The organism is Streptomyces sp. NPDC090127 (assembly GCF_044746945.1).
GTDB lineage: Bacteria > Actinomycetota > Actinomycetes > Streptomycetales > Streptomycetaceae > Streptomyces.
This window is the reverse complement of record NZ_JBIVDE010000012.1, coordinates 31,600-56,439: the sequence shown is the minus strand read 5'-3', so window position 1 is coordinate 56,439 and position 24,840 is coordinate 31,600. Positions and strand designations below refer to the sequence as shown.

Below are 24,840 nucleotides of genomic sequence, written 5' to 3'. Positions count from 1 at the left end.
GGCTTTGAACACGATGACAGAGAAGACCTCCCACGTCTCGGGCGATGCGGCTGGAGCGCCGGTCATCCTGAGCAGCGAGCCCGGCTCGTTCGCCTGGGGCGTGCTGGCCAAGCGCCATCCCGCCCTCATCCAGCAGGTACGGGACGCCTTCCCGTACGGCCGTCGGCAGCACGAGGCCCTCGACGTCCTGCTGGACGAGATCACCAATGGCGTCATCGAGCTGCTCGCGCCTGGGGAGCCCGACCGTGAGCGCTGGGCGGACTGGGGGCAGGAGCACTTCGGGCGCTCCTGGTACGACGCCCCGTTCCTGTGGGCGGAGAGCTACTTCTACCGCAGGCTCCTCGGCGCGGTCGGGTACTTCGGCACCGGGCCGTGGCAGGGAGTCGATCCGTTCGCGCCGTTCAAGCAGGCCGAGCTGCGCGGTGAGGCCGTGGAGGAGGAACTGCGGGCACTGGACGCGCTCTCGAGTGTTCCGGCGGACGAGCGGGCTGCGGCCCTGCTCCACGCGTCACTCTGGGGCAACCGGGCGGACCTCGGCTTCCGTGTCTCGGCGGGGGAGCCGGCGGCCGGTGACGCCGATGCCTCCGCGCTGGTGGCCGACGATAGCGCCTTGCTTTGGCAGCTGCTGCCCGTCGGGGGTTCCTCGACCGTCGCTGTGGTGGCGGACAACGCAGGACGCGAGCTGATTCCGGACCTGATCCTCATCGACCACCTCCTCAAACAGCGGCATGCCGAACAGGTCGTGCTGCACCTCAAGCCGTACCCCTACTACGTCTCCGACGCGATGACGGCCGACGTCGTCGACTGCCTCCGTCGCCTCACCGAGGCACCCGGCGAAGCCAGTGTGATCGGAGGCCGGCTGTGGAAGGCCATGGCAGCAGGGAGCCTGGAGGTCCGCACCCACCCGTTCTTCTGTGCTCCGCTGCCGTACGAGGACATGCCCGAGGACCTCCGCGGCGAGTTCGAGAGCGCCACGCTCACCATCTTGAAGGGCGACCTCAACTACCGGCGCCTGGTGGGCGACCATCTGTGGGACGCCAAGGCGTCCTTCGCCGATCTCACCGCGTACTTCCCGGGGGCCGTCGCAGCGCTCCGGACCCTGAAGTCCGACGTCATCGTCGGTTTGGAGCAGAAAGTGCTGGACGGGCTCGAACGGTCCGGGGCTGCCTGGCGTACGACTGGAACGCACGCGCTGATCCAGGTGCGACGGTAGGGGATCTCTGTGACCACCGAGGCCCAGAGAGCAGTCGCCGCTGCTGTCGTCGTTCGGGGCGAGCGAGTCCTGCTCGTGCGGCGACGTGTGGCGGAAGGGGCGCTCTCGTGGCAGTTCCCGGCAGGGAAGATCGAATCCGAGGAGACTCCCGGGGAAGCCGCAGCACGTGAGACCGAGGAAGAGACCGGGCTCCTGGTGGTGCCCCAGAGTGTGCTGGGACAACGGGTGCACCCCATGACAGGCCGGGAGATCCACTACATCGCATGCCGCCCCGTCGGCGGCCAGGCGGTCGTGGCGAGTGCTGATGAGGTGGCCGGCCTGGCCTGGGCCACGCATGGCGAGATCCCGCAGTACGTGCCGTACGGGTTGTTCGGGCCGGTGCAGAACTACCTCGATGAGGCTCTGCTCTCGTGAACTCCGTTGCGTCCTTGAAGCGTGAGGTGCGCGTTGTCGTTGTCGGGGCTGGAGTGGCAGGGCTCACCACCGCTGTCGTCCTGGCCGAGGCCGGAGCCTTGGTGCACGTGATTGCCGAGCAGGTGCCGGGCGTCACCTCGCTGGCGGCCGGGGCGATGTGGGGGCCGTACCTGGTCGAGCCGAAGGACAAGGTCGACCAGTGGGGGCAGCGGTCCCTGGAGATCTTCCGCAGATTGGCGGAGGTTCCATCCACGGGCGTCCGGCTCACCAGCGGCATAGAGGCGTCCCGCACGGCCGAGGCACCACCGGAGTGGGCCACCACCCTGCCCGGCTTCCGGCCGTGCGAACCGGCCGAAGTGCCGGCCGGGTTTTCGGCCGGCTACCGGTTCACGGTGCCGCTGATCGACATGCCCACCTACCTCGCCTACCTCCTGCGCCGGCTCGACGCCGCTGGAGGAACGGTCGAGCGGCGGCGCCTGGCCTCGCTCGCGGACGCCGGCCCCGCTACCTTGATCGTCAACTGCACGGGCCTGGGTGCCCAGGAACTGGTCCCGGACCATGACCTCTGGCCCATCCGCGGCCAGCACGTCGTCGTCACCAACCCGGGGCTGACCGAGTTCTTCTCCGAGGACACCGGCCTCTCACAAGACCTGCTGTGCTTCTACCCCCACGGCGACACCACTCTCCTGGGCGGCACCGCTATCGACGGCGAAGGCAGCCTTGCCCTCGACGAGAAGGCTGCAGCCGGAATCCTCGCTCGCTGTGTCGAGGTCGAACCCCGTCTCGCCAAGGCCCGTGTCCTGGAGCACCGGCTCGGCGCCCGGCCGACCCGGGCCATGGTGCGCGTGGAGGCGGAGCGGGCGGAGGACGGCACCGTGGTGGTGCACAACTACGGGCACGGAGGCGCCGGCGTCACGCTCTCGTGGGGCTGCGCCGAAGAGGCTGCGAGCCTCCTGGCCGCCGACAGGGCAGACAGGCCCTGAAGGACCAGCCGGAGATGCCTTCCCGCACGTCCGCCTCACTGGCATTACGGGCGACACCCACCAGCTGATCGGTGCCCTGGGCGGGTGCCTCTGACACGAACGGCAGCCGCGGATGATCCCGGCTGCGGTTCGTGTTGTGCGAGGTTCCCAGGCCAGCCTGCTGTCGGGTCGACCGGTGCTACGGGCTCAGGTGCCTGGGGCTGGTGTTACTGCTCGTCGGGGACGAACCCGTTCATCACGTAGGCGAGGCGCTCGATGTCGGAGGGGCCATCCTGGGGCCGGTGGGTGATCACGTCTCCGAGCGTGAAGTCCTCGTTGGGCTGGTCGTCGTACGGGGCCAGGACGATGTTCAGTCCGGCGGTTCCCACCTTCTTCTGGATCTCGGTGTCGATGAGGAGACGGACCTCGAGGGTTGCTTCGAGCTCGTCCCGGTTGGCCAGGAGGACGGTGGCCTGTTCCTCGTCGGTGAAGGGGCGGCCGTCGTAGTGGGAGAAGGTGCCGGTGTCGGGATGGATCCCGAAGTCGGTGTCGACGAGCAGGGTGAAGACGTCGGCGCGGAGGTAGGAATCGGTTTCGGGCAAGGGTGTTCTCCTCACGTGGTGGGGTGGGTGCTGATAGGTCCATGGTGCGGAGAATCCCCGGTTACGCTAACCGGGGATTCGCGGCTATGTTGCGCCGTTCGACCTGCGGCTTAGCGTCGTCGGACGGGGCCGTTTGTGGTGCTGGCTCCCAGCGCATCGACTGTCCCTGGCACGGCAGAATCACGCTGGAGGCTGGCAGCGGCCACGTACTCGGGATATGAGTCGGCGGGCAGATTGGCCATCCTCCGTACGCGCCACACCAGTACGTCGCTGACTGACTCTGCGGTGCCCAGCTCGCGGCGTCCTGCCACGCGGGCAAGAAGGTCGGTGGAGATGTGGCCGACGGCCTCGGCGTCAGCGAGTGTGGCGGCGAGGGACGGCCAGCCGGGCTCAGCCAGTACCTGCTCAGCCAGCTCCGGCATCGCCGCCCGCACGGCGTCGGCCTGTCTTTCCAGCAGTGGGCGGGCGAGGTTCCGACCGCGCTGGTGGAGGACGGCGAGCGGCTGCTCGGCGGCGACCCGGTAGGCGCCTCGTAGGTGCTCGGCGGCCCGGAGGGCCGCTTCGGCCTGTTGGGCGTGGCCCTTCCTGGCATGCCAGTGCGCGACGGCGGTGATCAGGAAGAGCAGCATGTCGATCGCCATGGCCGTGGCGGCGCCGTCCTCGCCGCGGCCGAGTGCCGGCCCGCCGCGGACGAGTTCGCGGGCGGCCTGCCGCAATGCCTGGTCGTGTCCGCGTGCGGCGCGGATGTGGGAGCGGGAGGCACGCTCGAATGCCTCGGCAGCCTCTCGTAGTTGGTGGCGGGTGTGGGCGGCGGAGGTCTTGGCGAGCGCGTCGAGGACTTCTCCGGCGGCGCTTATGTGCGCGGCGGCGACGGCGTCCTCGCCGTTGTGGACGACGAGGACCGCATCTGAGAGCGCAGCTGCTGCATGCCGACGTGCGGCGGACGGTGCCATCGGGCCGGGAGGCGGTGGAGACTCGGGCTGGTCCATGGACCAGCGTTCGCGGATCCGGGGCAGGGAGAGGTCGGGGGCGAGGCGGGCTCCGGGGTAGTAGACGGGCTCGCCGTCCTTGTTGCGGTCGTCGGGCAAGGCGACCTTGTAGCCGAGCAGGTCGCCGGAGGGAGCGACGCGCTTCTTGACCAGGAGGCCGGCGGCGGCCAGGCGGTCGAAGAACTCCTCGTCGCCGGTCGCGCCTGCCACGGCCCGTCGTACGGTCTCGCGGAGTTCCTCGCGGGCGGTGCGCTCGCGTCCCTGCCGTTCGGCCTTGTGCCGTTCGGCGCTGGTGGGCCGCTGGGCGGCGGTGCCGTCGCCGGGCGCGACCTGGTGCAGGCTGAATTCCTTCTCGATGAACCGGGCCTCGGCCTGGGCACGTTTGCCGGAGCGGAAGTCGTCGGGCCGGGTGCCGTCCTCGCACGCGAGGGTGGCGACGATGTGGATGTGGTCGTCCGCGTGCCGTACGGCGGCCCAGCGGCAGCCGGGCTGCCCCTCGCCCGGGTCGATGCCGGTGGCGGCGACGATCCGGCGGGCCACCTCGGCCCACTCCTCGTCGGACAGCATCCGGTCACCGGGCGCGGTGCGGACGGAGGTGTGCCAGACATGCTTGGCGGGACGGGCTTGCTCCGGCAGCGCCTGGACTGGCTGGTCCAGGAGCCGCTGGAGGGCCTTCAGTGTGGTGTTCGGGTCGCGGCCGGGGTCGGATGCCATGCCGTCGAACGAGGCGACGAGGTGCGGGTCGACGTGCTCCTCGCGTTTGCCGGGGCCGTAGAGGTAGGCGAGCAGGCCGATGGTCCGGTCGCCGGGCGGGTTGATGCTGGGGATCACGCCGCCTGCCGTCGTTCGAGGATGCTGGTCGCGGCGGCGTGCACGGCGTCGGCGGCTCGCCGGACCGCTGCGGTGGCGGCCTCCATCTGAAGTGTGTCCGCGCCTGAGTTGAGGGCCTTCACAGCCTGATTGAGGTTGCTGCCGGCCCAGCCGAGCTTGCGCCGGCTGTCGAACAGCGCGGTGAGCATGTCGCGCTCGGTGGCGATCTCAGCGCTGGTGCGGCCGAGGTCGCGGGCTGCGGCGAGGGCTGCACGGGCGAGGAAGCCGGCGACGGTCAGATGGCACTGGGCGGCGGCGGTGGCGACGAGCGCGTACTCGTCGTCGTTGAAACGGGTCGAGTGCTGGTGATGACGCTTCTTCGCGGGCGGCTGACGCGGACGCTGACGGGCACGGCGCTCGCGATGGCGGGACTTCGGCTTCTCCTCCTTCCCCGGCTTCGATCCGCCCCCGGTCGAAGCCTCCAGGACCTGCGCCCCCTGGCGCAGGTCCTCTCCCGCCCCTTCGGGGGCGGGTACGGCGGAAGCACTGCTTCCGCCCCAACTTGCTCCGCCCGGGGCAGGGTCCGTCTCCACCTGCGGCTGGATGGTGAGAGCTTCGGCGTGGCTGTCGCGCATCAGGGGTTCCTTCGGAGTGAGTGCTGGGTGCGGGCGTTCTGGCGGGTGAGGAGCGGCGGGTGCGTCAGGCCGTGGATGCCAGGTCCGTGGTGACGGCCGCCTCCTCCTCCAGGACCGCGTCGACGGCCTTCTTGGCTCGGGTCCTGTCGACGGTGTAGCCCTGCGCGCGGGCTGCGTTCTCCACGGGAGTGCGGGAGACGTGGCCGGTCTCGCTGCGGATCTGGCGCGCGAGCTCCAGGAGGTACGCCTCCGTGGCCTTCGGCTTGCGACCGCCGGAGCTCGGCGCCGCCTTCCTCGGCTGCGCGGTGGTGGGAAGAGGCGCCTTGGCGGGTGCGGCGCGTGTGGCAGGGGTGATGGGTGTGGTGGGCACGGCCTGTGTGGCCGCCGCTGGCGGAGTTGGCGGTTTCGGCGCGGGCTTGGCGGTTGTGGTGGTGGCGGACTCGGCATGGCCGGCGAGCTTGGCGTTGGCGGCGTGCTTGGCGGTCGGCGGTGGCGGTTCGCTGCTGGGCGCCGTGGCGGTTGGCGGTTCGGTGGCCGCCGGCTTGTTGGCGGTGAGGTGGCGGTTGATGACGAGGTAGAGGTGGACGGCGCCGGCGAGGGCGAGCGGTGCGGCGGCGGACAGGGCGCCGACGGTGGCGTTGTTGAGGTGGAGGCGGGCCTGTTCGTTGAGGCGGATGGCGTGCAGGGCGTTGGCCCAGATGCTCGTGCCGGTCGCCAGGGTGACGAGCGTCCACACGTACAGGCGGGCGCGGAGCGGGGCGGTGCGCAGGATGAGCAGGGCGGTGACGCCGAGGGCGATGAAGCCGTCGATGACGAGGGGGAAGAGGTAGGTCAGCGGTCCGCTGATGTGGGCGGCGACGGCCATCTGCCGCAGGGCGTCGTACGAGAGGACGAAGCCGACGGCGGCGATCAGGGTGATCCCTATGAGGAGGGGGCGGCCCCATCGTTCGGAGGCGGGGCGTATCAGGGCAGGGGAGGGCAAGGGCACGGGCTCCGGAGGTTGTACGAGATGTGGGGCGAGTGGCGGCGGTCAGCCCACAGGTCTGGTGCGGCGGCGGTCGGGGCCGTCGAGGGTGACGCGCTCGGTCATCTGGGCCAGGCGGGAGGCGACGCGGTCGCCGAGGGCTGCCCGCAGGGTGTCGGTGGTGAGGTTGCTGGTGATCAGGGTGGGGCGCAGGTGCTCGTACCGGTGGTTGATCAGCCGGTAGGTGAGTTCCTCGGTCCACTCGCTGGTCTTCGCCGCGCCGAGGTCGTCCAGGAGCAGCAGCGGGCAGCGCATCAGGTTCTGCAGGTCGCGTTCGCTGTCGAAGCCGGGGCGTGGGCGCAGGCGGGCGTAGAGGTCGGCGGCGGTGACGGCTTCCCAGCGCAGGCGGACCCCGGCGGCGAGCAGGCTGCGGATGGCGCCGTACGCCTGGTGGGTCTTGCCGGTGCCGGTCGGGCCGACGATGCGCAGCGAGGGGCCCTCCGCGATGCCTGGGGCGCCGGCAGGGCCGGGGCGTCCGGCGCGGGCGACCTCGTCCGCCCAGGCGGTGACCTGGGGGTGGTCGGCGAGGGCGTGGCGATAGCGGGCGGGGATACGGGCCTCGGCCAGTTCCAGTGCGGTGATCGGCTCAGGTACTGGCTCCTGGGCGGCAGCGTCGGGGGCGATGCCGCGCCGGGCCAGGATGTCGCCGAGCCGACCGGTGATCCGGGCGGGCTGCTGCGGATCGCGGGTGAGGGCGGTGGTGGTCAGAGGTCGCCTCCGTAGGCAGCGACGGTGTCGTCAGGGTTGGTCCACGGCCGGTAGGCAGTGGTGGCGGGGGTGGCGTTCATGGCCTCGTGCACCAGGCTAGGCAGGGTGCACGGGTGCAGGCCCTTGGCGCGGTGGAGGTTGAGGCCGGCGCGGATGTGGTCCGGGGCGATGCCCTCGGCGAGGAGCTTCTTCACCTCGCGGCCGAGGTGGCCGAGCACGTCCTGCGGCGGGCGGTGGGGGCATCCGGCGGCGTACTCGCCGATCAGGTCCTTCGCCGAGACCGAGTCGGGCGCGGGGGCGCTTGCGCCCCCCAACGGGGTAGATCCTAGATCCCTGTTCCTAGGTCCTAGATCCGGACGGTGAGGGCTCACGGAGGGCTCGGGGAGTCCTCCCTGAGACTGCGGTGAGCTCTCACGGAACAGGCTCTGACCTGCGGATTCGCCGTTCACGCAGAGCTCGGTCACTCCTCCCGGTCGTGTCACGGAAGGCTCAGTGAGTCTTCCTGGACGACTCGCGGAAGTCTCCGCGAGGGCTCCCCGCATCTGTGGTGAGGGCTCGCGCGGAATCCCGAGATCGTGGTGCGGGCACGGGGGAGTACGGACGCCGCTGGGCCGGTTGATCTTCTGGTGCTTGGCGAAGGTGACGATGTGCAGGTACCGCTTGCCGTCCTCGCCCTCGTAACGGCAGATCAGCCCGGCATTGTCGAGCTGGATGAGGTCGTCCTCGACCGCCTCCGGCCCGTGCTCGCGGCGCAGCGACCACAGCTGGCCGGCGATGACGGCAGCCTGGTCGCGGAACCGGCCCTGGTCGTCGGCCTGGGTGAGCAGCCCGAAGAAGGTCCGCTCGGCGGACAGCGTCACCGCCGCGAGGGACTCGGACGAGAACGCCTCGGGCTTGATGGTGCGGATACGGGCGATGGCGATCGACCACCTTTCAGGAGGGGGCAGGGGAATCCGGTGTCGCCGGGGTGCATGGCCAACACAGCCACACCTGGTGCGCAGAAGTCCAGACTTTGCACTGGAATTCCGTACAGCCCGTCGGCATGCCGCGTCGGCGAGTCCCGCAACTGTAGGGCCGAATTCCCGGTCACCGAAATCGCCGCCGGAAATTGCTATGCGGTCCGCATCGCTCACGGCAGACAGGAATGCCCTTCCGGACCGGCCGGCACGCAAGCTACAACACCACCCATGCCGCCACGACCCCTCGCCATCGGACCCGCCGCCCACGCCGCCGCCCACGCCATCGAACGCGCCCGCACCGCCCGCGGCTACTCCCAGCGCCAGCTCGCCGTCCGCGTCACCGCACTCGGCCGGCCCATGACCTTCACCGCGCTCTCCCGCATCGAACGCACCGTCCGCCGCTGCGACATCGACGACCTCGTCGCCATCGCCACAGCCCTCGGAATCGCCCCGCAGACCCTCCTCGCCAGCCCCCTCACACTCCCCGGGGCGGCCGGGCTGGGCGAAATGTAGCCGACGATCCCCGGTTTCCCTAACCGGGGATTCTCCGGATCATTGTGCGTCCCGGAACGCCCGCCGTGCCGGTTCCTGTCAGAAGTCTGCCCACATCCCCAGAGGACGCCTTGCCTGATCCGCCTACGCGCCGATTTCAGATTCCCCGCCGCGCACACGTACCCGCTCGTTTCCTCTTCTGCTCCGCTCGGAGATTCCGGCCGTACGTAGAAGTCCTATTCGGCGACCTCGCAGCATCGGCTGGGCTTATTGCTTCCCGGCCCAGGTAGATCTCTCAATTTTCGTCGCTCTTTCTTCCGTAAAGGAACCGCCTATGGCCCCGCGCCTGCTGTCCATACCTGCCGTTGCCGCAGCCTTGGACGTCGACCGCCGAACGGTCTACCGCTTCATTGCCGCCGGCGAGCTGCCCGTTGTCGACCTGCGCACAGGACCGGCTCGCTCTCGCGTTCGCGTCCCGGCCGCGAGCCTGGACGACTTCATCAACAGCCGGGCGGTTTCCGCGCCCGCGCGCCGCCGCTGACCAGGACCAAGTACCTCCGTACGCGAAACAGGAAGGACCGGAACCACGTACCTCCGGAAGCTGAAGTCCGGCAAATGGCAGGCAACCGTCCGCAACCGGGTTGGAGACCGGTTCAGCGAGTCGTTTCCCCTCAAGGCGCAGGCCCGCGCCTGGGGTACCGATATGGAGACGCAGTTCGCCCGCGGAAGCATGCGGGACCCCCGGGCGGGCGAGATGGCGTTTCACGAGTGGCACGCCCGCTGGTGGCAGGCCCGCGTCGTCGAGCTCCATACGCTGCGCGGGGACGCCTCCAGCATCAAGAACCACGTGCTGCCCCACTGGGCCGACTGGGAGATGCGGGCCATCACCCGTATGGACGTCCAGAGCTGGATCCGCGGATTGGTCGAGAAGGGGGTCGGTGCCTCGGCGATCAAGAGGGCGTACAACCTGCTGTCGTCCATCATGCGTGCGGCCGTCGACGACGATGTCATCGCGGTCAGCCCCTGCCGGAACATCGACCTGCCGCAGATCGCGATCAGGCCTCCGCAATGGTTCACCCTCGATCAGGCGCAGAGCATCGTCGACGAGCTCCCGGCCCCATGGCGCACCATGTGCCTGCTCGGCTTCTACACGGGTCTGCGCTGGGGCGAACTCACCGGCCTGCATCGCCATCGGATCGACCAGCGCCGTTCCCGCTTGTTCGTGGTGGAGGTCAACACCAAGAGCGGCATCAAGGAGTACCCCAAGAGTTCGAGGAGCCGCCGGGAGGTCCCGCTTCCGCTGCACGTCCTGGACGCGCTCGACCGGCACATCCACTCGCTCGACCGTGACGCCCTGGTCTTCACCACCGTCACCAAGGGCCGCGCTGGCCGTCGCCTCGACGACGGCAACTGGCGCCGCCAGACCTGGTGGCCTGCCATTGAGAATGCCCACTACTTCGGCACCGACGGGGAGCAGCTCCCCGTTCCGCACTATCCGCCCCACTCCATGCGCCACACCTGCGCTTCGTGGCTCGTCCAGAAGGGAGTCTCGCTCTACGAGGTCCAGCACCTCCTCGGCCACGAGAGCTTCCAGACCACCCAGCGCTACGCCCACCTGCAGCCGGACGCCCACAAGGCAGTGCTGGCAGCTTGGGAGCGTTTGGAGGTCCCGCTGGCCTTCGCAGCGTAGACAACTCCCCCCGTCCACTGGCGTGCGTCGGATGCGCTCTGCATACAGGGCGAGATGAAGGGCGGCCTACAGCTATGGACGAGCCTGGTTCTCCAGGTAGTCCATGACCACTTGGTGCGCCCGCCACCCGTCCGGGAACTTCGGTGGTACGTCGAGGTAGACCGGGCTGCTGCGGGGATGCCGGTCCAGGAGGTCGGTGATGCCGGCGCGGGCCACGACGATGCAGGCGAAGCGGTGGCGGGAAAGTAGGACGCACAGGCGACCGGTCTCCAGATGGAAGGCGGAGGCATCCTGACGGCCGGAGAGCGGGTGCCAGACCAGTGTGACGTCGAACTCGCGGCCCTGGAGACGGTTGGCGGTGTCCACGGTGATGCCCGTGAGACCCCGCTTCTCCAGTCGCGACCGTACCGTGTCCGCCTGGATCGTGCGGGCGGCGCCGATCGCGATGCGGGACTCGGTGAGCGGCTCTCCGTTCACCAGCGCCCCTCGCTCCAGCAACCGGGCCGCCGTTTCTGCCAGGGCTTCGGCCACCTCGGGGTCATCGTCGAGGGTGTGCCGAGCCGGAAGCTCCAGCAGACCCCAGCCCGACCCGGCCGCGCAGGCGAGGACGGCGTCCGACGGTGTTGCACGGTGAGGTGCGGTGCCGTAGGTGAGGACGCGGTCAGCCGCCTTGGTACCGGAGATGAAGGAGTAGAAGGGATAGAACGCCCTCTGAACGAGAGGGGCTGCCATCTCTGGCAGCCGCCAGGAGACCGGGAGCTCGTGTCGCGGCAGGTCGGAGTTGTGCGCCAGCGCCACGTCGACGGCGTTGCGCAGCGGGTCCCAGGTCAGTCCCTGCCAGCGGTCGGTGTCCACTGTGGCGAAGGGGTCCAGCTGCCCGGGATCGCCGACGAAGAGGACTTGTGAGTCCTTCTCGGAGAACAGCGGCGCCGTCGCCAGCAGCGCGTCCGACCGCATCTGGTAGGCCTCGTCCACGATGGCCCAGCGCCATGGAGCACACTTCTCAGGTTTGACGTACGACCACTTTTTGGCGGTGGAGACCACGACCGCCAGCTCGCGGAGGGCGTCTGCCTCGTTACTGCCCCGCACATTCGCATGTCGGCTCACGCGCTCGGGAAGACGGAAGCCGTTCGCGTGCAGGCGCCCGAGGGGAAGAGCAGGGTACTCCCGAGCGATGTTGTCGACCAGGTCGTCGACCTGTTCATTGGTCTGCGCGACGATCATCACCTGATGGCCGGCCGATGTCAGGTGGCCGGTGGCGCGCTTGACCAGCGTGGACTTTCCCGCGCCCGGTGGAGAGTCCACCACGATGCCGCGTCCGGTGGCCGAGTCCAGGCCGGACAGTACGTCGGCGACCGCCCGGTCGGCGAGAGCACCGGGTGACGTGCCGCTGTCGGGTTCCGGAGTGGCTGTCATTCCCAGACCTCTTCCGCGTCCTCGTCGGTGGGTTCGTACGGCTGTGGCGGACCGCCGTGGGTCCAGGGGGTGTCCTCCTCAGCAGGGAGCGAGGACGGCATGTTCTTGGGATCGATCGACGTGAAGGTGATCGTCTCGCCGAGGTCGGCCATGGTCCCCTCAGGCGCGGGCGGCTTGCGCTTGTTGCCGAAGCCGCCGTTCAGCTGGATCAGCATGGCGGACCCGGCTCCGTCGGGAACGACGTCTAGGATCTCGGCCTTCTGCCCCGGTCTTGCCGGGGACTTGACCGCCGTCCCGGCCGCCATGGACACGGGAATTTCGCAGTGCACGGTGATCGTCGGGCGCCACAGCGGGGATCCGGGCCGCGCCCCAGGGATGGTGCGCTCTTCCTCCCGGGCCGTGACCACGCCCGTGAACGCCTCGCCCGTCAGTTCGTACTCCGCCATCACCAGCGGATCGTCATACGCGCGCTCGGCGTCGTACCGCTCCTGGGCCTCCTCCATACGGGCGAGGCGGCGGGCTGCCCCCACCGCGTGATCGCGGCGGGCCTGAGGGCGCCCGTCGTCGTCCAGATAGGTCGCGTACTCGCCGAACAGACGTCGGTCGTATGCCCGCCGTCCGGCGACGTGGTCCCCTGCGGGAAGCTCGCGCAACAGGCGGACGCCGTGCCACATCAGCTGCCAGGTCGGCAGCATCTGGGCGCGCAGCTCGCGGTCGATGGTGCGAGCGGCGGCGTCCCGCGCCCGCTCTCCGGTTGCGCCGTCGTACTTCGTGATCAGTTCGTCGAGCGTGCGGTCGAAGACCGGGTCGGTCGCCGGCCCGGCGGGCGGCCACGCCGCGGGGTCTTCGCGCTCCCAGGCGGTCTCGGCCCCGGTGCGCCCGGCGGGGGGATCGATCCAGCCGAGCAAGGACGCCAGGTTCGCGTTCTCGGTGGGGCTCTGCCCGGTGGCCCAGTGGGCAGAGAGGGACCGAGTCATGGCCTGGAGCAGGGCGGAATCCGGGAACTCGGCCCGGTCGGCGAACCAGGTCAGCCACTTTCCGAGCAGGGGTACGGACGGAGAGACGGCATGCGGACCATCCGTCGCGCGCAACCGAGTCAGACGGCCCAGCAGCCGGACGTACGTGATCCCCCCAGCGTTCGGGACGAGGAGCTGGGGTGCGCGCAGGGGCCGCTCCCGCTCCTCCTTGTCCTTGCCGCGCCCGACCGTGTACGACTCCTTCGGCGAAGCGCGGCATTCCTCGAAGTAGGGCAGGAGGAGGTCCGCGAGGCTCTCGACGAAGCCGAAGCGCTCGGTTCGGTCGTGGGGGCGGCGAACCGTCAGAAGCGCCGGGTGGTCGGGATCAGTCCCGGCGAGAGCGGCGAGTGGCGCGCAGGCCTCGCCGGCGAGGGCGAGCGGGATGAGGACGAACGGGGTTTCGTCCACATGCTCGTGGCGCACGGTCGTCAGCCGCTCGGCGTATCCCGACGTGGATGCCCGCAGGGCGGCCACCGTGGCGATGACGCTCACGCGGTCGCACCTCCACGCAGTCGACGGAGTCGTTCGGCGGCCCGCAGCCGGATGATGACCGCCTCCTCGGCGGGGCCCGGGGCGCTGGTGCCGTCGAGGTGGCGGAGGGCGGTCCGGGTGGAGTCGATGCCGGGAAGACTGTTGCGTACCACTCCACCCAGCCGGGCCGGGGAGGCGCAGTCAGTGGCCTCGTCCCGGCAGTAGCGGGACATCTCGCAGAACGAGAGGCAGTCGGGGGTGAAGCTGGCGTCCAGCTCCCGCATCGTGGCGTCGATCTCGGCCTTCGGCCGTTCGGTGTCGAGCGTCGCGTCGGGAGAGAGGGCGTGGGCCAGGTCTTCGGCCCGGCGCAGACGCGATAACTGGAACCGCAGGGCGTCGAGTTCCTGGCGGAGGTCGATCAGCTTTCCGTAGGGCCGGTTGGAGAAGTCCTTCGGGCAGATGAGAAGGAACCTGTGGGCGATCGCCTTGGGATCGAGGCCGAGTTCGGCGAACGTCTGCCGCAGGGCGAGGACGCTGACCGCGGCCTGTTTCGTGGTCTGGGCGACCGCCGAGGGGTTCGCCTGGCCGTCGATGGCCGGGAAGGAGCGGATCTCCACCACGTAGAACTGTCCACCGGTGCGGTGGCTGAGGGCTTGCGGTATCACGTGGGCGGTCTGACCGGCGACCTCCAGGGTCAGGACGGGGCGGTCCAGGATCAGCCGCTCGTCGGCGCCGGCCGCCAGGCGAGTCAGAAGCCGCCGACTCTCGCCCGCCCGCACCGCGAGCGAAGCGTTGCCGCCCACCTCGGTCAGATCGGCTACCGCGGCTTCCTCGACGGGGACGTCGAGTTGCTCCCGGAGCAGGCGGATGAGCTCCGCGTAGCCGCCCCATTTGACCAGGGCCTCGAAGCTCTGCTCGCGCCGGATCGCGAAGGGGGACTGGCCGAAACGCGGCTCATGGCCCAGGCGTTGGGCGAGCAATGCCTTGTCCACGCCCGCTGCGTCAAGTACGGCGCGGCGGGAGCAGGCCGGGTTGGCCGTGAGGGCGGTGATCTTGCGTGCCGTGTACTCCTGCGGGGGCCGCGGTCCGCGCAGGACGGCGAGCCTTCCCGGAGAGGGGGCAGAGGGGTGCTGCGGAGGCATCTTCTCTTCTTACGCGGAATTCTGTGGCGGCACCGGAGGAATCCGGTAGTCGGTCAGGTGGTGAAGCCGGCTGAACCACGCAGGGCATCGCGCAGGGGCGGGGCCCCAAAGAGCTGCTGTACGTCTGTGAGTTGGCCGCGCGCGCGGTCGGCGGTCGTGCGACGCAGGGAGTCGTCCGCCTCCTGGTGCACTGCGGCCTCCGTGCGTGCTGCGGAGATCACGCGTTCGGGGTCGATTTCCTCGTCGTCGTACGCGCCGGGGATGTTGAGCGCGAAACGGCGCAGCAGTTGGCGGGCCGCGCCGGAGGGTGCGTGTCCGGCGACGTCGAGTCGCAGGATCTGCTCGGCGGTGCCGATGGCGTGGACAAGGAAGTCGGCACGCGGGCTCAGCGGGCCGACGATGCGCTGCTCCAAGGGCCAGACGGATACGGCGAGGAGACCGCGGGCGGGTGTGAGCCGGTCGTGGGTAAGGGCGGCACAGATGTAGTAGGGGCGGGCGTAGCCCTGTGCGGTGAAGGACCTTTCCTCGTCGCGGCGGAGGGAGGCGAGTTTCGTCGCGACCAGCGGCTCGGTGAAGAAGGTCTGGTATACGGATGAGATCAGCTTGGGCGACGCGGGAGCGCCGAGCAGGGTGAGCGCCTGGTGCACCTGCTCGCGGACCGGGACGGCGCCGTGGGTGGACTGCTTCCCGTGGGCCTGGAGCCGGAACGAGGATGCGGTCCCGGCGGTGGTGGCAGGTGCCGGGGTTGCGGCGGGTGAGGAAGGGGCCGCGGCAGGTGGCGCGGTCCCCTCTGCCTCCTCGGCGTCGAGGGCTCGCTCCCACGCGGCCTCCGCCTCGCGCAGTTCGGCGCGGATGCGGGCGGTGGCCGCGTCGTCGCGGGCGCGTCGAGCCTCTCGCAGGAGGGCGCGCAGGCGCGACAGGCGTTCCTCGAGCTCCTCCAGCGATGCGGTCATGGGCGCACTGTACCGTCGATCCCTTTGATTTCCAAGGTTCTCCAAAGAGTTCCAAAGTTGTGCGCTACGCTCGGCGGCACGGCCTCGGGGTTCACGACGGCCGGCCTGACTCCGTGCTTCGGCCGGGAGGGGGAACGACATGACGTACGACGTGCCGTGGCGTGTGCCGCAGTGGATGATGGGGGACGAGGGGCCGGTCCGGATCGGGCCGGGCACAGGAGGGGGAGGGGACGAGCCGCACGTCTGCCCGGCCCGCGACGCGGCGAAGGCCCGGCCAGGACTTCGGGCGCGGGTGCCGTCGCAGCTTCCCAGGGAAGAGCACGAGACCTTCACGCTCGGTCCCGTGTGCGCAGCGCTGGACCAGATCGAGTTCGGCGGCGCCACGGTGGACGAGGCGCTCGGAGCCCTGTCCGGCCACCGGCCTGCTCTGCACGAGGGGCACCGGACCTACGTGGAGCACGCGGTGCGGCAGTACACGAGCCAGGGGCCGGACGCCTTCGTGCCCGTCCAGCCGTACTGGGCGGTGCGCAAGGACAATGGCCGGCGCTGGGAGCTCTACGCATGGTGGCGCCGCTACCAGTCGGCCGACGGCAAGGTGCGCGAGTACCGGCGGCTGAGACACGGGGACGCCCGTGCGTCGAGCCGGGGTGAGATCGCGGTCGCCGCGTACACCGCGGCGTTCGGAGCCGACGCGGTGTGGCCGCGCCGCTGGAACCAGGAGTTCGCGATCCACGGCTCTCCCGTGCCCGTCGCGAGGGTCAGGATCATCGAGATCGGCCTGGGCGACGGATCGCGGACCGTTCAGTTCGACGGAACTGCGGAGGAGGCCAAGGCGTACTACGAGGCGCACGGCGGCCCCCACGTGAGGAATGTGGTCAGGGGCGGTCCGGAGCGCCCCGGGGCGGCCTGCTTCGACTGCAAGCAGTTCACCGGGTGTGAGGCGGTGTCCCGGTCTCCGGGGGTACTGGCACTGCCCTCCCGCCGGTTACCGCTGCGGAAGGTGTCCATCAGTGACCTCAGGTACCACGCCGCCTGCCCGGCGCAGTCCCTGCTGCGCTCTCTGCACCTGCCGAAAACCGGCGAGTACAGCGACGCGGCCAAGCTTGGCCAGGCCGTGCACGGTTGGATCGAGGCGCTCCACCGCCGCACCGGCCCCATTCCCTGCACGCGCGGCGACATGCCCCCGCCGGGGGAGAACTGGACCGCCGGCCGGTGGAGGGTCCCGGACGAGGAGGCGGAGACGGGCCGCGCCATGCTCCTGCAGCATGTGGACTCGTGCCCCTTCCAGCTTCCCGAGGCCATCGAGCGGGTCGAGTGCGAACCGACCCGGGTGTTTCACGACACGGCGGCCCAGGCGCTGGTCGTGGCCAAACCCGACCTGCTCTACAGGGAGGACGGTTCCTGGGTATGGCGGGAGCTCAAGACCACCCGCACTCCTGCCCGCATCGGCAAGGATCCGTTGGACGCGTATCCGCAGCTCGCCCTGGCCGTCGTCCTGCTTGCCCAGGGGGAGCTGGGCGGTGACCCCTCCGGATCGAGGGTGGAACTGGAGGTCCTCCGTCCCGATGGATCCGACCCCCACGTTATCGACCCGATGGACGCGGAGCGCCTGGCCAAGGCGCGAGCGGTGCTCCGACGGTACGCCGGCCCCTGGCGCGAGGACCGTGCGTGGGAGGCACGGCCGGGCGGGCACTGCCACCAGTGCCCGGTCTCGCGGTGGTGCCCGAGCGCCCAAGCCCCTGCCGACGCGGAGGAGAAGGCATGATCACCCAGACCCCACCGAACTCCGGGGCAGCCCGATCCGGCCTGGTCTCCCGACCGTCCGCGGGCTCGGACGAACCCCTGCTCCGGGAGATCGCCAGTGCGCTGGTCCGTCTGTCCCGGCAGCGCGGCGTGCCCCACCCGATCTATCCGGCCCAGGTCCAGAACGCCTACAACCGACTCGTCCTGCACTGCCTGCGACGCGGAGTCGAACCGCCGGGCAGCATTCCCGAGATGGTGCGCTGGGCCTGCGAACGACCGCTGACGTGCTGGCCGCTGGACCTGCCTCCCGAAGCCCGTGGGGCCGCCGGCACGCTCGTGGATCCCCAGACGAGACTGCCGCACCAGCTCTGCCTCGAGTGGGAGGTGGATGCGGCGGACCCCGCCGCAGAGATCTTCGAGAACCAGCGCATGCTGGAGGCACTCACCGTATGCCGGGCAGCAGGCGATCCTGCGGCGTACACCGCCTTCCGGTCCCTGCTGACCACCCGGCCCGTACTCACTGGCGCGGAGCTCGCCCTGCTCGGTGGGGACCCGGAGTGCGGACTCCTGCTCCACCACGTCATCAGACAGTGCTACGAACCCGTCCCTGCGACCTATCGACGTGACGGCGGGTACCAGCAGTGCGGACGCTGCCGCTGCCTGATGGTGCCACTGCCCGGCGGAGGTCACCGCTGCGAGCTGGACCGGTGCCGCCGTGACGCCACTGCCGCTGTCCCCGTTCCGGTACGTCCCGACCGTAGCGGGCTCCACCAGCTCAGCCGCCCCCTGCGGATGTTCGTCACCAGTCCGGGCCTGGCAGAGAACGACATCGGGGTAACCCTCAAGAGACGCTTCGGCATCGACGCCGAGATGTGGCCCCAGTTCGACGCGTACGACTTGCGCGTCCCGCTGCCCGGAGGCCGGTACTGGGCCGTGGACGTCAAGGACCGGGTGAACCCGGTTTTGCTCGCACGCACACTCACCCGCTTCCGGGCCGATCCGCCCTTCGACCGGGCCTTCCTGGTCGTGCCCCGCTATCGATTCCGCGAGAACGAGGCGTACGGACGACAGTTCCGCCGAAATCTTCCCGAAGATCTGGCAGGGAACATCACCCTGCTCGACGACCGGACCTTCCTGCGTCTCGTGGCCGAACAGATCGCCGACCGGACGGAAGCCGCCGGATCCCCTCGCCGCCAAGGAGACCACCATGCGTGATCGCAGCAGCTGGCACCGTCGTTGCTCCCGCCAGCTCACCGATGTATGGCCGGATGACCTCGGTGCGTTCCGGGTCGCCGATCTCCTCGACGTCGAACTGGGCCTCTACCTGCTGCAGAGCGTGGCGCCCACGCGCGCCGCGCTCGACGTGTGGCCCCTCCTCGGCGGATACCCCCACAGCGAAGCGCTCGGAGACGTCCGCTCCGACGAACAGCGGCTGCGCATCCTGCGCGCCCGCCACCACCTGTGGGTCCTCAGACGCGGACACGCTTGGTCTGAGGCGCTGGAGGCGTACCTACGCGTGCCGCAGCAGCTGCGCGGATACGACCTCGAAAGCGTCGACGCGGTCCCGCGTCGACGCGTACCCGCCCGGGCAGCGCGTCGTTTCGAGGTGTTCGAAGAGCTGCTCACCACAGGACCCGAGTTCGCGACCCGCCGTGTTCCGCTCGCTGGATCGGGCGAGCACACCTTCCGGGCCCAGGACCGGCTCCACTCGGTCGAGATCACCGACGACCTGCTGCTCGGCGCCCTCCCCAGGTCGCACGCCCTCGACGCGGCACCCGCCGGGCGCGGGGAACCCGTAGACGTGACCTGGGAAGAACTCGAGTCGGCGGCCGCAGCCATGGACGCGAAGGAGGAGGTCATCGGCGGCTCCCGAAGCGGATGGCGCGGTCGACTGAGCCGTGTCCGGTTACTCGTCCGGGACGAGGCCCTCGGCCGGTTCACGCGTGGCGAGCGCCTCAGGATCGACCAGCTGCTCCACATGGTCGGCATGGTCGGTGCGGGCAAGTCGACCCTCCGCGACATCCTTACCTACCACCTGGTCACCCGGACGTCGCGCCGTGTCACCCTGGTCGTCGGCGACGTCGCCGAAACCCTGGCCGTCGTCGAGCTGTTCAAGCGGCTCGGGGTAGCGGCGGCACCCATCCTCGGCCACTCCACGCGAGAGCGGAACATCGGACGTCTGCACCGCCGCACCGCGGTGGCGGGCGCCGACACCATGCTGGGACACGACCACCCCGGCTTCGCGTACCTGAGCAGTGCCTGCCCCGTGGACGTGCTGCGCGGCATGGAGGCACGCAGGCCCCTCGGCATCAGGGAAGCCCCGTGCCTCGGGCTGTACCCGGCTGTGGACCAGGAAGAGACCCCAGACGATCCACTGGTCGAAGCGGAGAACCCGGCCGGCCGAAGACCGCGCCCCAAGCCTCAGCGGAAGCTGTGCCCGTTGTGGAACCGCTGTCCGAGACATCGCGGCGCCCGGGACCTCGTCGATGCCCGCGTCTGGGTTGCGACCCCCGCCGGGCTGGTTCACAGCTCCGTGCCACAGCACCAGCACGACGAGCAGATCCGTTACCTGGAACTCGCCTGCCGACTTAGCGACCTGATCATCGTCGATGAGGCGGACCGCGTGCAGATGCAGCTCGACACCGTGTTCGCCCCGGCCAGCACCCTCGTCGGCACCTACCCGAACTCATGGTTCGACGAGGTCGCCGTCCACAAGTTCCAGCAGATGGCCCGAGACGGGCGACTCCGGCTGTCCGAACGCGACGTCGACGACTGGACGAACGCCGTCAACACCGTGAGTGCCGCCACCGACCGGCTCTATTCGCTCCTGGTCAAGGACGGGGAGCTGCGGCAGTGGATCAGCGTCGACTACTTCAGCGCGTTCACCCTGCACAACCTGCTGATCGACAGCTGGTTCCCCGGGCGGGACGCGGGCGACCAACCACCGCCCGCGGCACGGCTGCTGGACGAGGCGTTGCTGCGTTTCCGGGACGACCCCCTGCACGAGCACGAGAGCACTGGTGACGGCGACCAGGTGACCCCCCTGGTCAACGCCTTCGTCCACCTGGCCCTTGAGCTGCTCCACGCCCCCCAGGGCGCCCGCACCCGGGAACGGCTCCGCTCCACCCTCACTGCTGTCGTGGGCCACGACTCCGGAGTCCTCGACCGGATCGACGTACAGGCCCGACGCTTCGAGTTCACCCTGCTCCTCGCCGCGCTCCACAGCAGACTCGACTTCATGACCATCCTGTGGCCGCGCGTCGAGGCCGCACTCCACCTGGAGAACGCGTCGAACGTCCTCTCCCGCAGACCTCCGAAGGACTACGAGGCGGTCATCCCCGAATCACCGATGGGCAACGTCCTCGGCTTCCAGTTTCGTCTCACGGACTCGGAGCGCGACGGCGACCGCAGCGGTGAGCTGCGCTTCTTCCACTGCAACGGTGTGGGGCGCGAACTCCTCATGCGAATGGGCGACCTGTGTCGGGTGGACAGCCGACCCGCCCCCCACGTTCTGCTCATGTCCGCGACCAGCTGGGCCGGCACCTCCAGCCGGTACCACCTGCACGCCGATGTGGGAGCCGTGCTTCGCCCGCGGGACGAGGAGGTCGAGGCCGTCCTCAGCACCGAGTTCCGCAAGGAGTTCCTCCACTGGCCGGGCAGCGAAGGGCCGCGGCCCCTGCGGCTGTCGGGCTGCCCCCCGAAGGAGCGGCCCCAGGCGCTCGTCGAGATGCTCCGGCAGCTCGCGGTCCCTGACCGCAGCCTGCCCGGCGCATCGAGCATGCTCGACACCGAGCTGAACGAGATCCCCGACCAGGATCGGCGCCGCATCCTGCTCCTCGTCGGCAGCTACGACGAGGCGCGGCGCGCGGCCGAGTACCTCAACGGGATCCCCGAGTGGAACGGCCGTGTCGTCCAGCTCGTCTCGGACGACGCGGACGCCGACACCGCCTGGGCCCGGCTGCCGGAGGATCCCGCAGTACGCACCCTCACCCGGGGCGACGTGCATTCCTTCGCGAAGATCGGCGGCGAACTCCTGGTCGCGCCGCTGCTCGCGGTGGAACGAGGGCACAACATCGTGCTGAGCACGGGCAAGGCGGCGATCGGCAGCGTCTACTTCCTCGCCCGGCCCCACCCGCGGCCCGATGACATCGCCCTCGCCATCCAGTCGATCAACGATTGGGCGGTACGCCAGCTCCGGGACACCGGGAGGGTCTTCACACAGGCGACGCTCGCGGCTGCCACGCCGCACCAGGCCGCTATCGGGTTCCGTAGTCGCGCCCGCCGCCAGTGGAACCGGTACCTCACCCGCCGAATGGCCTGGTCCAGCCTCCGGGACGACGAGAAGGTCGCCTTCACCTGGGACCAGCTGGTCGTGATGTGGCAGGTGATCGGCCGCCTCGTACGAGGTGGTGTGCCTGCCAGGGTGGCCTTCGTGGACGCCGCCTTCTCACCCCGCGAGGCGGGATTCGAGGCTGTCGACACCCCGGACACCAGCCTGCTGGCGAGCATGCGCGCCGTGCTGGCCCCCTACTTCGACGAGCCCGACATCGTCGCTCAAGGTGCCGAAGCTCCGTCGGAACCCTCTCCGATCGACAAGTCGCTCGTCCGTGAACTGTACGAGCCGCTCTACCGCGCCCTCGTCGACATGGGCTGAGACCGCGGCTGCCCGCCCGCACCCCGCACCTGCCTCCGATCTGAGGAGACTCACAAGATGGCGTACCAGCACGTACGGACCGCCTCGTACATGCCTGACCCGGCACAGGGGCCTTTCCCCGTCCTCCGGCACACCCTCTCGCTGCCCGCTCACTGGGAGGAGCCGCTCGGCCAGCTGCGTGACCATGGCCGGCCGGAAGGCCGATGGCACGGCCCACGCCGCATCCCCACCCGGGAGATCAACCAGCTGATCCGCACCACCGCCCCGGACGTCGTCACCGTAGCGTCCAACGCCACCTTCGGAACGGACTCCCCCTGGCTCTACTGCACCGAGCCGTTTCCCACCCCGGTGACCAACCTCTACGCCGCCACCTGGCTCAGGAATCTCCCCCGCCATCCCGATGATCCGGACGCACGGCGTCTGCTCGCGGAGTGCTTCCGCGAGCTGCACACCGAAAGCCTGACCTGGCGCGCAGACACCGTCGACCTGCTCGAACAACAGCCTTCTCCCGGTGGCACCGCCAAGCCCACCCGTCTGGTGTACCGACTGCTCCCCGACGAACTGGCCGCACGCATCGCACGTCAGGGTGCCTACGAGCACGGAGGCCGGCAACTCACCTTCCACCAGGTCGCCGGCGCCGGCGGCGGGTACGACGCCGGGAGCAGCAGCGCGGAACTGATGTCGTGGCCGCCGATCGAATACCGGCCCACGGGTAGGAGCGGCGAGCGCAAGCCGTCGTACTACGCGGCCACCCTCCGCGTCGGCGTGCGCACCGTTCCGTTCTCACCGGTTCCTCGGATTCACCTCAGCGCGGGAATCCGCCGGTTCGTCACCGGAAAGGTCTGGATGCCCTTCCGCAAGGGTGTCTCGGTCTACCTACTGCCGGAGACCTCGCTCGTGCCGGACGCACCGGTGTCCCGGCGACTCTCGGTTGCCATGCTGCAGTGGCGCAACGGCACCACGGATTGGAGGCAGGGCGGCCCCAGCGGCATGCTCGCCGCCGTCGCCGCGCTCGACGGTCTCCCGTCGGTGGATCGACTGGTCAAGGAGGCCGACCACTGGATCGGGGACGGAAAGGACGGCATCAGGCTGGCGGTCGGTCACCAGGCCGCCATGGGCAGGCACCCCATCGGGACCGGACTGATGCCCAGCGAACGCCGCCGTCTCATCGAGTGGGCCGAGCAGGCGCTGGCCCCCGAGTTCGTCCCCGCCCCGAAGCTCCAGCGCAGCCGGTACGGTCGCCCGCCTGTCAGGCAGCTCACGAAGCGGCCCTCCATGCCCAAGAACGCCACCACCGAAGAGCTCGCCGCCCTCCTGGAACGGACGGAACGGACCGCGGCGGACAACGCGCGGGTGCGACGTGCGGCGCTCGCCGCGACGCTGGACGGCACCGATCTCGTCGGCTTCCTGGTTCACCAGACCGACGACCAGCGAGACCGGCTCGTCGCCACCGCCGAGAGCGCGCTCGGGCTCACACAGTTTCGGCGTGAACGAGGACCGGAGACGTGGGTTTGGGAGGCCGAGGAGCTCACCGTGCGGCTCCACGCCCACCCGCTGGGTGAGCTGGGATCCCCTCTCGGAGCGGAGGACCGGCCGCCGCGCGCGGGGCAGGAACACGACCAGGCCATCCGTGAGCGGCGCGGACGGGTCGCCGAAGCGATGACCCGCCTGAGGGAGCAGGTGCCCGGGGCTCGAATCGCCCTTGTCGAGCTGGAAGGAAGCGAAGCGTTCCAAGGTCCCGCGAGGCGTACCGACCCCAAGTACGCGATCCGGCTCGGGTGCGCGGACGCAGGCTTGGTCACCCAGTTCATCCGCCCCCTGGACACCGCGATGGACACGGCTGACGCCGAGAAGGACGCCGCCCTGCGGGCCGAAGCGGCCTGGGCGGACGGCCTTCGTCAGACCGGGATGCGCCTGGTGCCCCAGCACACTCTCGGCGATCGCATCCCTTCCGGACTGAACCAGGTGGCCTTCCATCTGGTCGAGCGCCGGGTCGACGGTCCCACGGGCAGGGCACAGTTCACCCCGATCGCCGTGCTGCTCCGACCGGATGCACCGTGTGTTCTCGGACGGACCGCGGACACCTCCGAGTGGATGCCCTACCCGGACCTGCTCCGGATCCTGACCGGACGAGTGCGGGGGAACGACCTGAGGACCTCGGCGCAGCAGTCGGCAGTCACGGCGGCCTTCATCAGGAGGACCCTGGCGAGTCTGCGCGGCACGCCGACCCTGGTCCTGGCCCACGCACAAGACGTGCGCAAGCGCTGGCCGTGGCTCACCAACGGCGGGCTCGAGGTGGATCGGATCGGCCTCGACGGGGGCCCCGCGCAGCGGATCGGTCTCTACGGCAAGCACCTCCGGGTCGTCAGGGTCGCTGACAGCGGCCGTGACGAGACGCCCCAGTGGTGGGCGGAACGGGAGGAGCGCGAGGAAGAGTTGGCCGGGCAACAGCGGGGCGGCTTCGGCATGGGACTGTGGGTGCCCGACGAGCCCGGAGCCCCCGGCCGTGTCTTCTACAGCACGGCGGACAAGGCGAGCACGCAGACGAAGTTGACGAACGACGACGCGAAGCTGACCCCTCACGTCAACCCTGCCGGCCGGAGCGCCCACCGGCCGACGGTGAACGCGTGGAACCCCGAGCTACTGGAGCTCACCCTGGCCTGCCTTCAGCCCGGCGACGACCCCGAGGCATGGGCCGCGTTCGTCCACCAACAGCGCATCTGCAAGGACGACTACCGGGACGTGCTCGGCCTGCCGCTCGCTCTTCACCTCGCACGGCTCGCGGACGAGTACGCGCTGCCGCACGACGAGGAGGAGGCGGTGGACCCGACGGCGGGGCCGGTCGCGGTGCCCGTCCCCGGAGACGGGTCCGGGCAGCTCACCTTTGACTTCGACACGGACGAGGACAGTGAGGACCAGGCACATGGCGACGTGTAGTACGGAGGCG

20 protein-coding genes are annotated in these 24,840 nt (G+C 70.0%); 10 read left to right on the top strand and 10 right to left on the bottom strand.

The features are described 5' to 3' along the window. Positions 1 to 13: 13 nt before the first annotated feature. Genes ACIPPS_RS31790 through ACIPPS_RS31780 form a run of 3 tightly spaced genes read left to right on the top strand, consistent with a single transcriptional unit; the run spans position 14 to position 2,610 of the window. The gene (locus ACIPPS_RS31790; RefSeq protein ID WP_401439395.1) at positions 14 to 1,213 is read left to right on the top strand and encodes a damage-control phosphatase ARMT1 family protein; all 1,200 of its coding nucleotides are present in this window, start codon (positions 14 to 16) and stop codon (positions 1,211 to 1,213) included. A gap of 3 nt (positions 1,214 to 1,216) precedes the next feature. Beyond that, a complete protein-coding gene (locus ACIPPS_RS31785; protein ID WP_401439453.1) occupies positions 1,217 to 1,627 on the top strand; it encodes an NUDIX domain-containing protein in 411 nt (136 codons plus the stop codon). 26 nt (positions 1,628 to 1,653) lie between these two features. Continuing rightward, on the top strand, positions 1,654 to 2,610 hold the full coding sequence (locus ACIPPS_RS31780) for an FAD-dependent oxidoreductase (RefSeq protein WP_401439392.1): 957 nt from the start codon (positions 1,654 to 1,656) through the stop codon (positions 2,608 to 2,610). Between the two features lie 206 nt (positions 2,611 to 2,816). Here the strand turns inward: ACIPPS_RS31780 and ACIPPS_RS31775 are convergent, their stop codons facing one another. The 6 genes from ACIPPS_RS31775 to ACIPPS_RS31750 all read right to left on the bottom strand — a co-directional run bounded on the left by ACIPPS_RS31775 (position 2,817) and on the right by ACIPPS_RS31750 (position 8,274). Then, the gene (locus tag ACIPPS_RS31775; protein WP_401439389.1) at positions 2,817 to 3,191 is read right to left on the bottom strand and encodes a hypothetical protein; all 375 of its coding nucleotides are present in this window, start codon (positions 3,189 to 3,191) and stop codon (positions 2,817 to 2,819) included. Positions 3,192 to 3,301: 110 nt separating this feature from the next. Then, a complete protein-coding gene (locus ACIPPS_RS31770; protein WP_401439386.1) occupies positions 3,302 to 5,011 on the bottom strand; it encodes a mobilization protein in 1,710 nt (569 codons plus the stop codon). Then, positions 5,008 to 5,625, bottom strand: coding sequence for a hypothetical protein (locus tag ACIPPS_RS31765; RefSeq protein WP_401439383.1), 618 nt, complete (start codon positions 5,623 to 5,625; stop codon positions 5,008 to 5,010). The genes ACIPPS_RS31770 and ACIPPS_RS31765 overlap by 4 nt, the downstream gene beginning before the upstream one ends. 64 nt (positions 5,626 to 5,689) lie before the next feature. Beyond that, positions 5,690 to 6,613 (bottom strand): DUF2637 domain-containing protein, encoded by a 924-nt coding sequence (locus ACIPPS_RS31760; protein WP_401439380.1) that lies wholly within the window; start codon positions 6,611 to 6,613, stop codon positions 5,690 to 5,692. Between the two features lie 42 nt (positions 6,614 to 6,655). Beyond that, positions 6,656 to 7,357: an ATP-binding protein gene (locus ACIPPS_RS31755; RefSeq protein WP_401439451.1), complete on the bottom strand. Its 702-nt coding sequence runs from the start codon at positions 7,355 to 7,357 to the stop codon at positions 6,656 to 6,658. Continuing rightward, positions 7,354 to 8,274 (bottom strand): hypothetical protein, encoded by a 921-nt coding sequence (locus ACIPPS_RS31750; RefSeq protein WP_401439449.1) that lies wholly within the window; start codon positions 8,272 to 8,274, stop codon positions 7,354 to 7,356. Before ACIPPS_RS31750 ends, ACIPPS_RS31755 begins: the two co-directional genes overlap by 4 nt. A 270-nt stretch (positions 8,275 to 8,544) precedes the next feature. Here ACIPPS_RS31750 and ACIPPS_RS31745 point away from each other — a divergent pair, with 270 nt between their 5' ends. The 3 genes from ACIPPS_RS31745 to ACIPPS_RS31735 all read left to right on the top strand — a co-directional run bounded on the left by ACIPPS_RS31745 (position 8,545) and on the right by ACIPPS_RS31735 (position 10,498). Further along, positions 8,545 to 8,829, top strand: coding sequence for a helix-turn-helix domain-containing protein (locus tag ACIPPS_RS31745; RefSeq protein WP_401439377.1), 285 nt, complete (start codon positions 8,545 to 8,547; stop codon positions 8,827 to 8,829). A 313-nt stretch (positions 8,830 to 9,142) separates the two neighbouring features. Continuing rightward, positions 9,143 to 9,349: a helix-turn-helix domain-containing protein gene (locus tag ACIPPS_RS31740; RefSeq protein WP_121827678.1), complete on the top strand. Its 207-nt coding sequence runs from the start codon at positions 9,143 to 9,145 to the stop codon at positions 9,347 to 9,349. A gap of 162 nt (positions 9,350 to 9,511) precedes the next feature. Beyond that, the gene (locus tag ACIPPS_RS31735) at positions 9,512 to 10,498 is read left to right on the top strand and encodes a tyrosine-type recombinase/integrase (protein ID WP_401439372.1); all 987 of its coding nucleotides are present in this window, start codon (positions 9,512 to 9,514) and stop codon (positions 10,496 to 10,498) included. Between the two features lie 72 nt (positions 10,499 to 10,570). Here the strand turns inward: ACIPPS_RS31735 and ACIPPS_RS31730 are convergent, their stop codons facing one another. From ACIPPS_RS31730 to ACIPPS_RS31715, 4 genes are read right to left on the bottom strand one after another with little or no spacing between them, the layout of a single operon-like run. Further along, the gene (locus tag ACIPPS_RS31730; protein WP_401439369.1) at positions 10,571 to 11,914 is read right to left on the bottom strand and encodes an AAA family ATPase; all 1,344 of its coding nucleotides are present in this window, start codon (positions 11,912 to 11,914) and stop codon (positions 10,571 to 10,573) included. After that, entirely contained in the window at positions 11,911 to 13,422 is a 1,512-nt protein-coding gene (locus ACIPPS_RS31725) for a hypothetical protein (RefSeq protein WP_401439366.1), read from the bottom strand. The genes ACIPPS_RS31730 and ACIPPS_RS31725 overlap by 4 nt, the downstream gene beginning before the upstream one ends. Beyond that, complete coding sequence (locus tag ACIPPS_RS31720; protein ID WP_401439363.1) at positions 13,419 to 14,543, bottom strand: hypothetical protein; 1,125 nt, start codon at positions 14,541 to 14,543, stop codon at positions 13,419 to 13,421. Before ACIPPS_RS31720 ends, ACIPPS_RS31725 begins: the two co-directional genes overlap by 4 nt. A 53-nt stretch (positions 14,544 to 14,596) precedes the next feature. After that, complete coding sequence (locus ACIPPS_RS31715) at positions 14,597 to 15,496, bottom strand: hypothetical protein (protein ID WP_401439360.1); 900 nt, start codon at positions 15,494 to 15,496, stop codon at positions 14,597 to 14,599. A gap of 139 nt (positions 15,497 to 15,635) precedes the next feature. Here ACIPPS_RS31715 and ACIPPS_RS31710 point away from each other — a divergent pair, with 139 nt between their 5' ends. The 4 genes from ACIPPS_RS31710 to ACIPPS_RS31695 are packed head-to-tail and all read left to right on the top strand — an operon-like array spanning position 15,636 to position 24,830. Further along, on the top strand, positions 15,636 to 17,261 hold the full coding sequence (locus ACIPPS_RS31710) for a PD-(D/E)XK nuclease family protein (protein WP_401439357.1): 1,626 nt from the start codon (positions 15,636 to 15,638) through the stop codon (positions 17,259 to 17,261). Then, complete coding sequence (locus ACIPPS_RS31705; RefSeq protein ID WP_401439354.1) at positions 17,258 to 18,454, top strand: hypothetical protein; 1,197 nt, start codon at positions 17,258 to 17,260, stop codon at positions 18,452 to 18,454. Before ACIPPS_RS31710 ends, ACIPPS_RS31705 begins: the two co-directional genes overlap by 4 nt. Then, positions 18,447 to 21,893 (top strand): signal recognition particle, encoded by a 3,447-nt coding sequence (locus ACIPPS_RS31700; protein ID WP_401439351.1) that lies wholly within the window; start codon positions 18,447 to 18,449, stop codon positions 21,891 to 21,893. The genes ACIPPS_RS31705 and ACIPPS_RS31700 overlap by 8 nt, the downstream gene beginning before the upstream one ends. 57 nt (positions 21,894 to 21,950) lie before the next feature. Next, positions 21,951 to 24,830, top strand: a complete 2,880-nt coding sequence (locus ACIPPS_RS31695) for a pPIWI_RE module domain-containing protein (protein WP_401439348.1) — start codon at positions 21,951 to 21,953, stop codon at positions 24,828 to 24,830. Positions 24,831 to 24,840: the final 10 nt, after the last annotated feature.

Excerpts from the sequence above, each read along its gene's own strand:
- ACIPPS_RS31790 (WP_401439395.1), top strand. The coding sequence starts at position 14 with ATGACAGAGAAGACCTCCCACGTCTCGGGCGATGCGGCTGGAGCGCCG.
- ACIPPS_RS31765 (WP_401439383.1), bottom strand. The coding sequence starts at position 5,625 with ATGCGCGACAGCCACGCCGAAGCTCTCACCATCCAGCCGCAGGTGGAG.
- ACIPPS_RS31745 (WP_401439377.1), top strand. The coding sequence starts at position 8,545 with ATGCCGCCACGACCCCTCGCCATCGGACCCGCCGCCCACGCCGCCGCC.
- ACIPPS_RS31740 (WP_121827678.1), top strand. The coding sequence starts at position 9,143 with ATGGCCCCGCGCCTGCTGTCCATACCTGCCGTTGCCGCAGCCTTGGAC.
- ACIPPS_RS31735 (WP_401439372.1), top strand. The coding sequence starts at position 9,512 with ATGGAGACGCAGTTCGCCCGCGGAAGCATGCGGGACCCCCGGGCGGGC.
- ACIPPS_RS31730 (WP_401439369.1), bottom strand. The coding sequence starts at position 11,914 with ATGACAGCCACTCCGGAACCCGACAGCGGCACGTCACCCGGTGCTCTC.
- ACIPPS_RS31720 (WP_401439363.1), bottom strand. The coding sequence starts at position 14,543 with ATGCCTCCGCAGCACCCCTCTGCCCCCTCTCCGGGAAGGCTCGCCGTC.
- ACIPPS_RS31715 (WP_401439360.1), bottom strand. The coding sequence starts at position 15,496 with ATGACCGCATCGCTGGAGGAGCTCGAGGAACGCCTGTCGCGCCTGCGC.
- ACIPPS_RS31710 (WP_401439357.1), top strand. The coding sequence starts at position 15,636 with ATGACGTACGACGTGCCGTGGCGTGTGCCGCAGTGGATGATGGGGGAC.
- ACIPPS_RS31705 (WP_401439354.1), top strand. The coding sequence starts at position 17,258 with ATGATCACCCAGACCCCACCGAACTCCGGGGCAGCCCGATCCGGCCTG.
- ACIPPS_RS31700 (WP_401439351.1), top strand. The coding sequence starts at position 18,447 with ATGCGTGATCGCAGCAGCTGGCACCGTCGTTGCTCCCGCCAGCTCACC.
- ACIPPS_RS31695 (WP_401439348.1), top strand. The coding sequence starts at position 21,951 with ATGGCGTACCAGCACGTACGGACCGCCTCGTACATGCCTGACCCGGCA.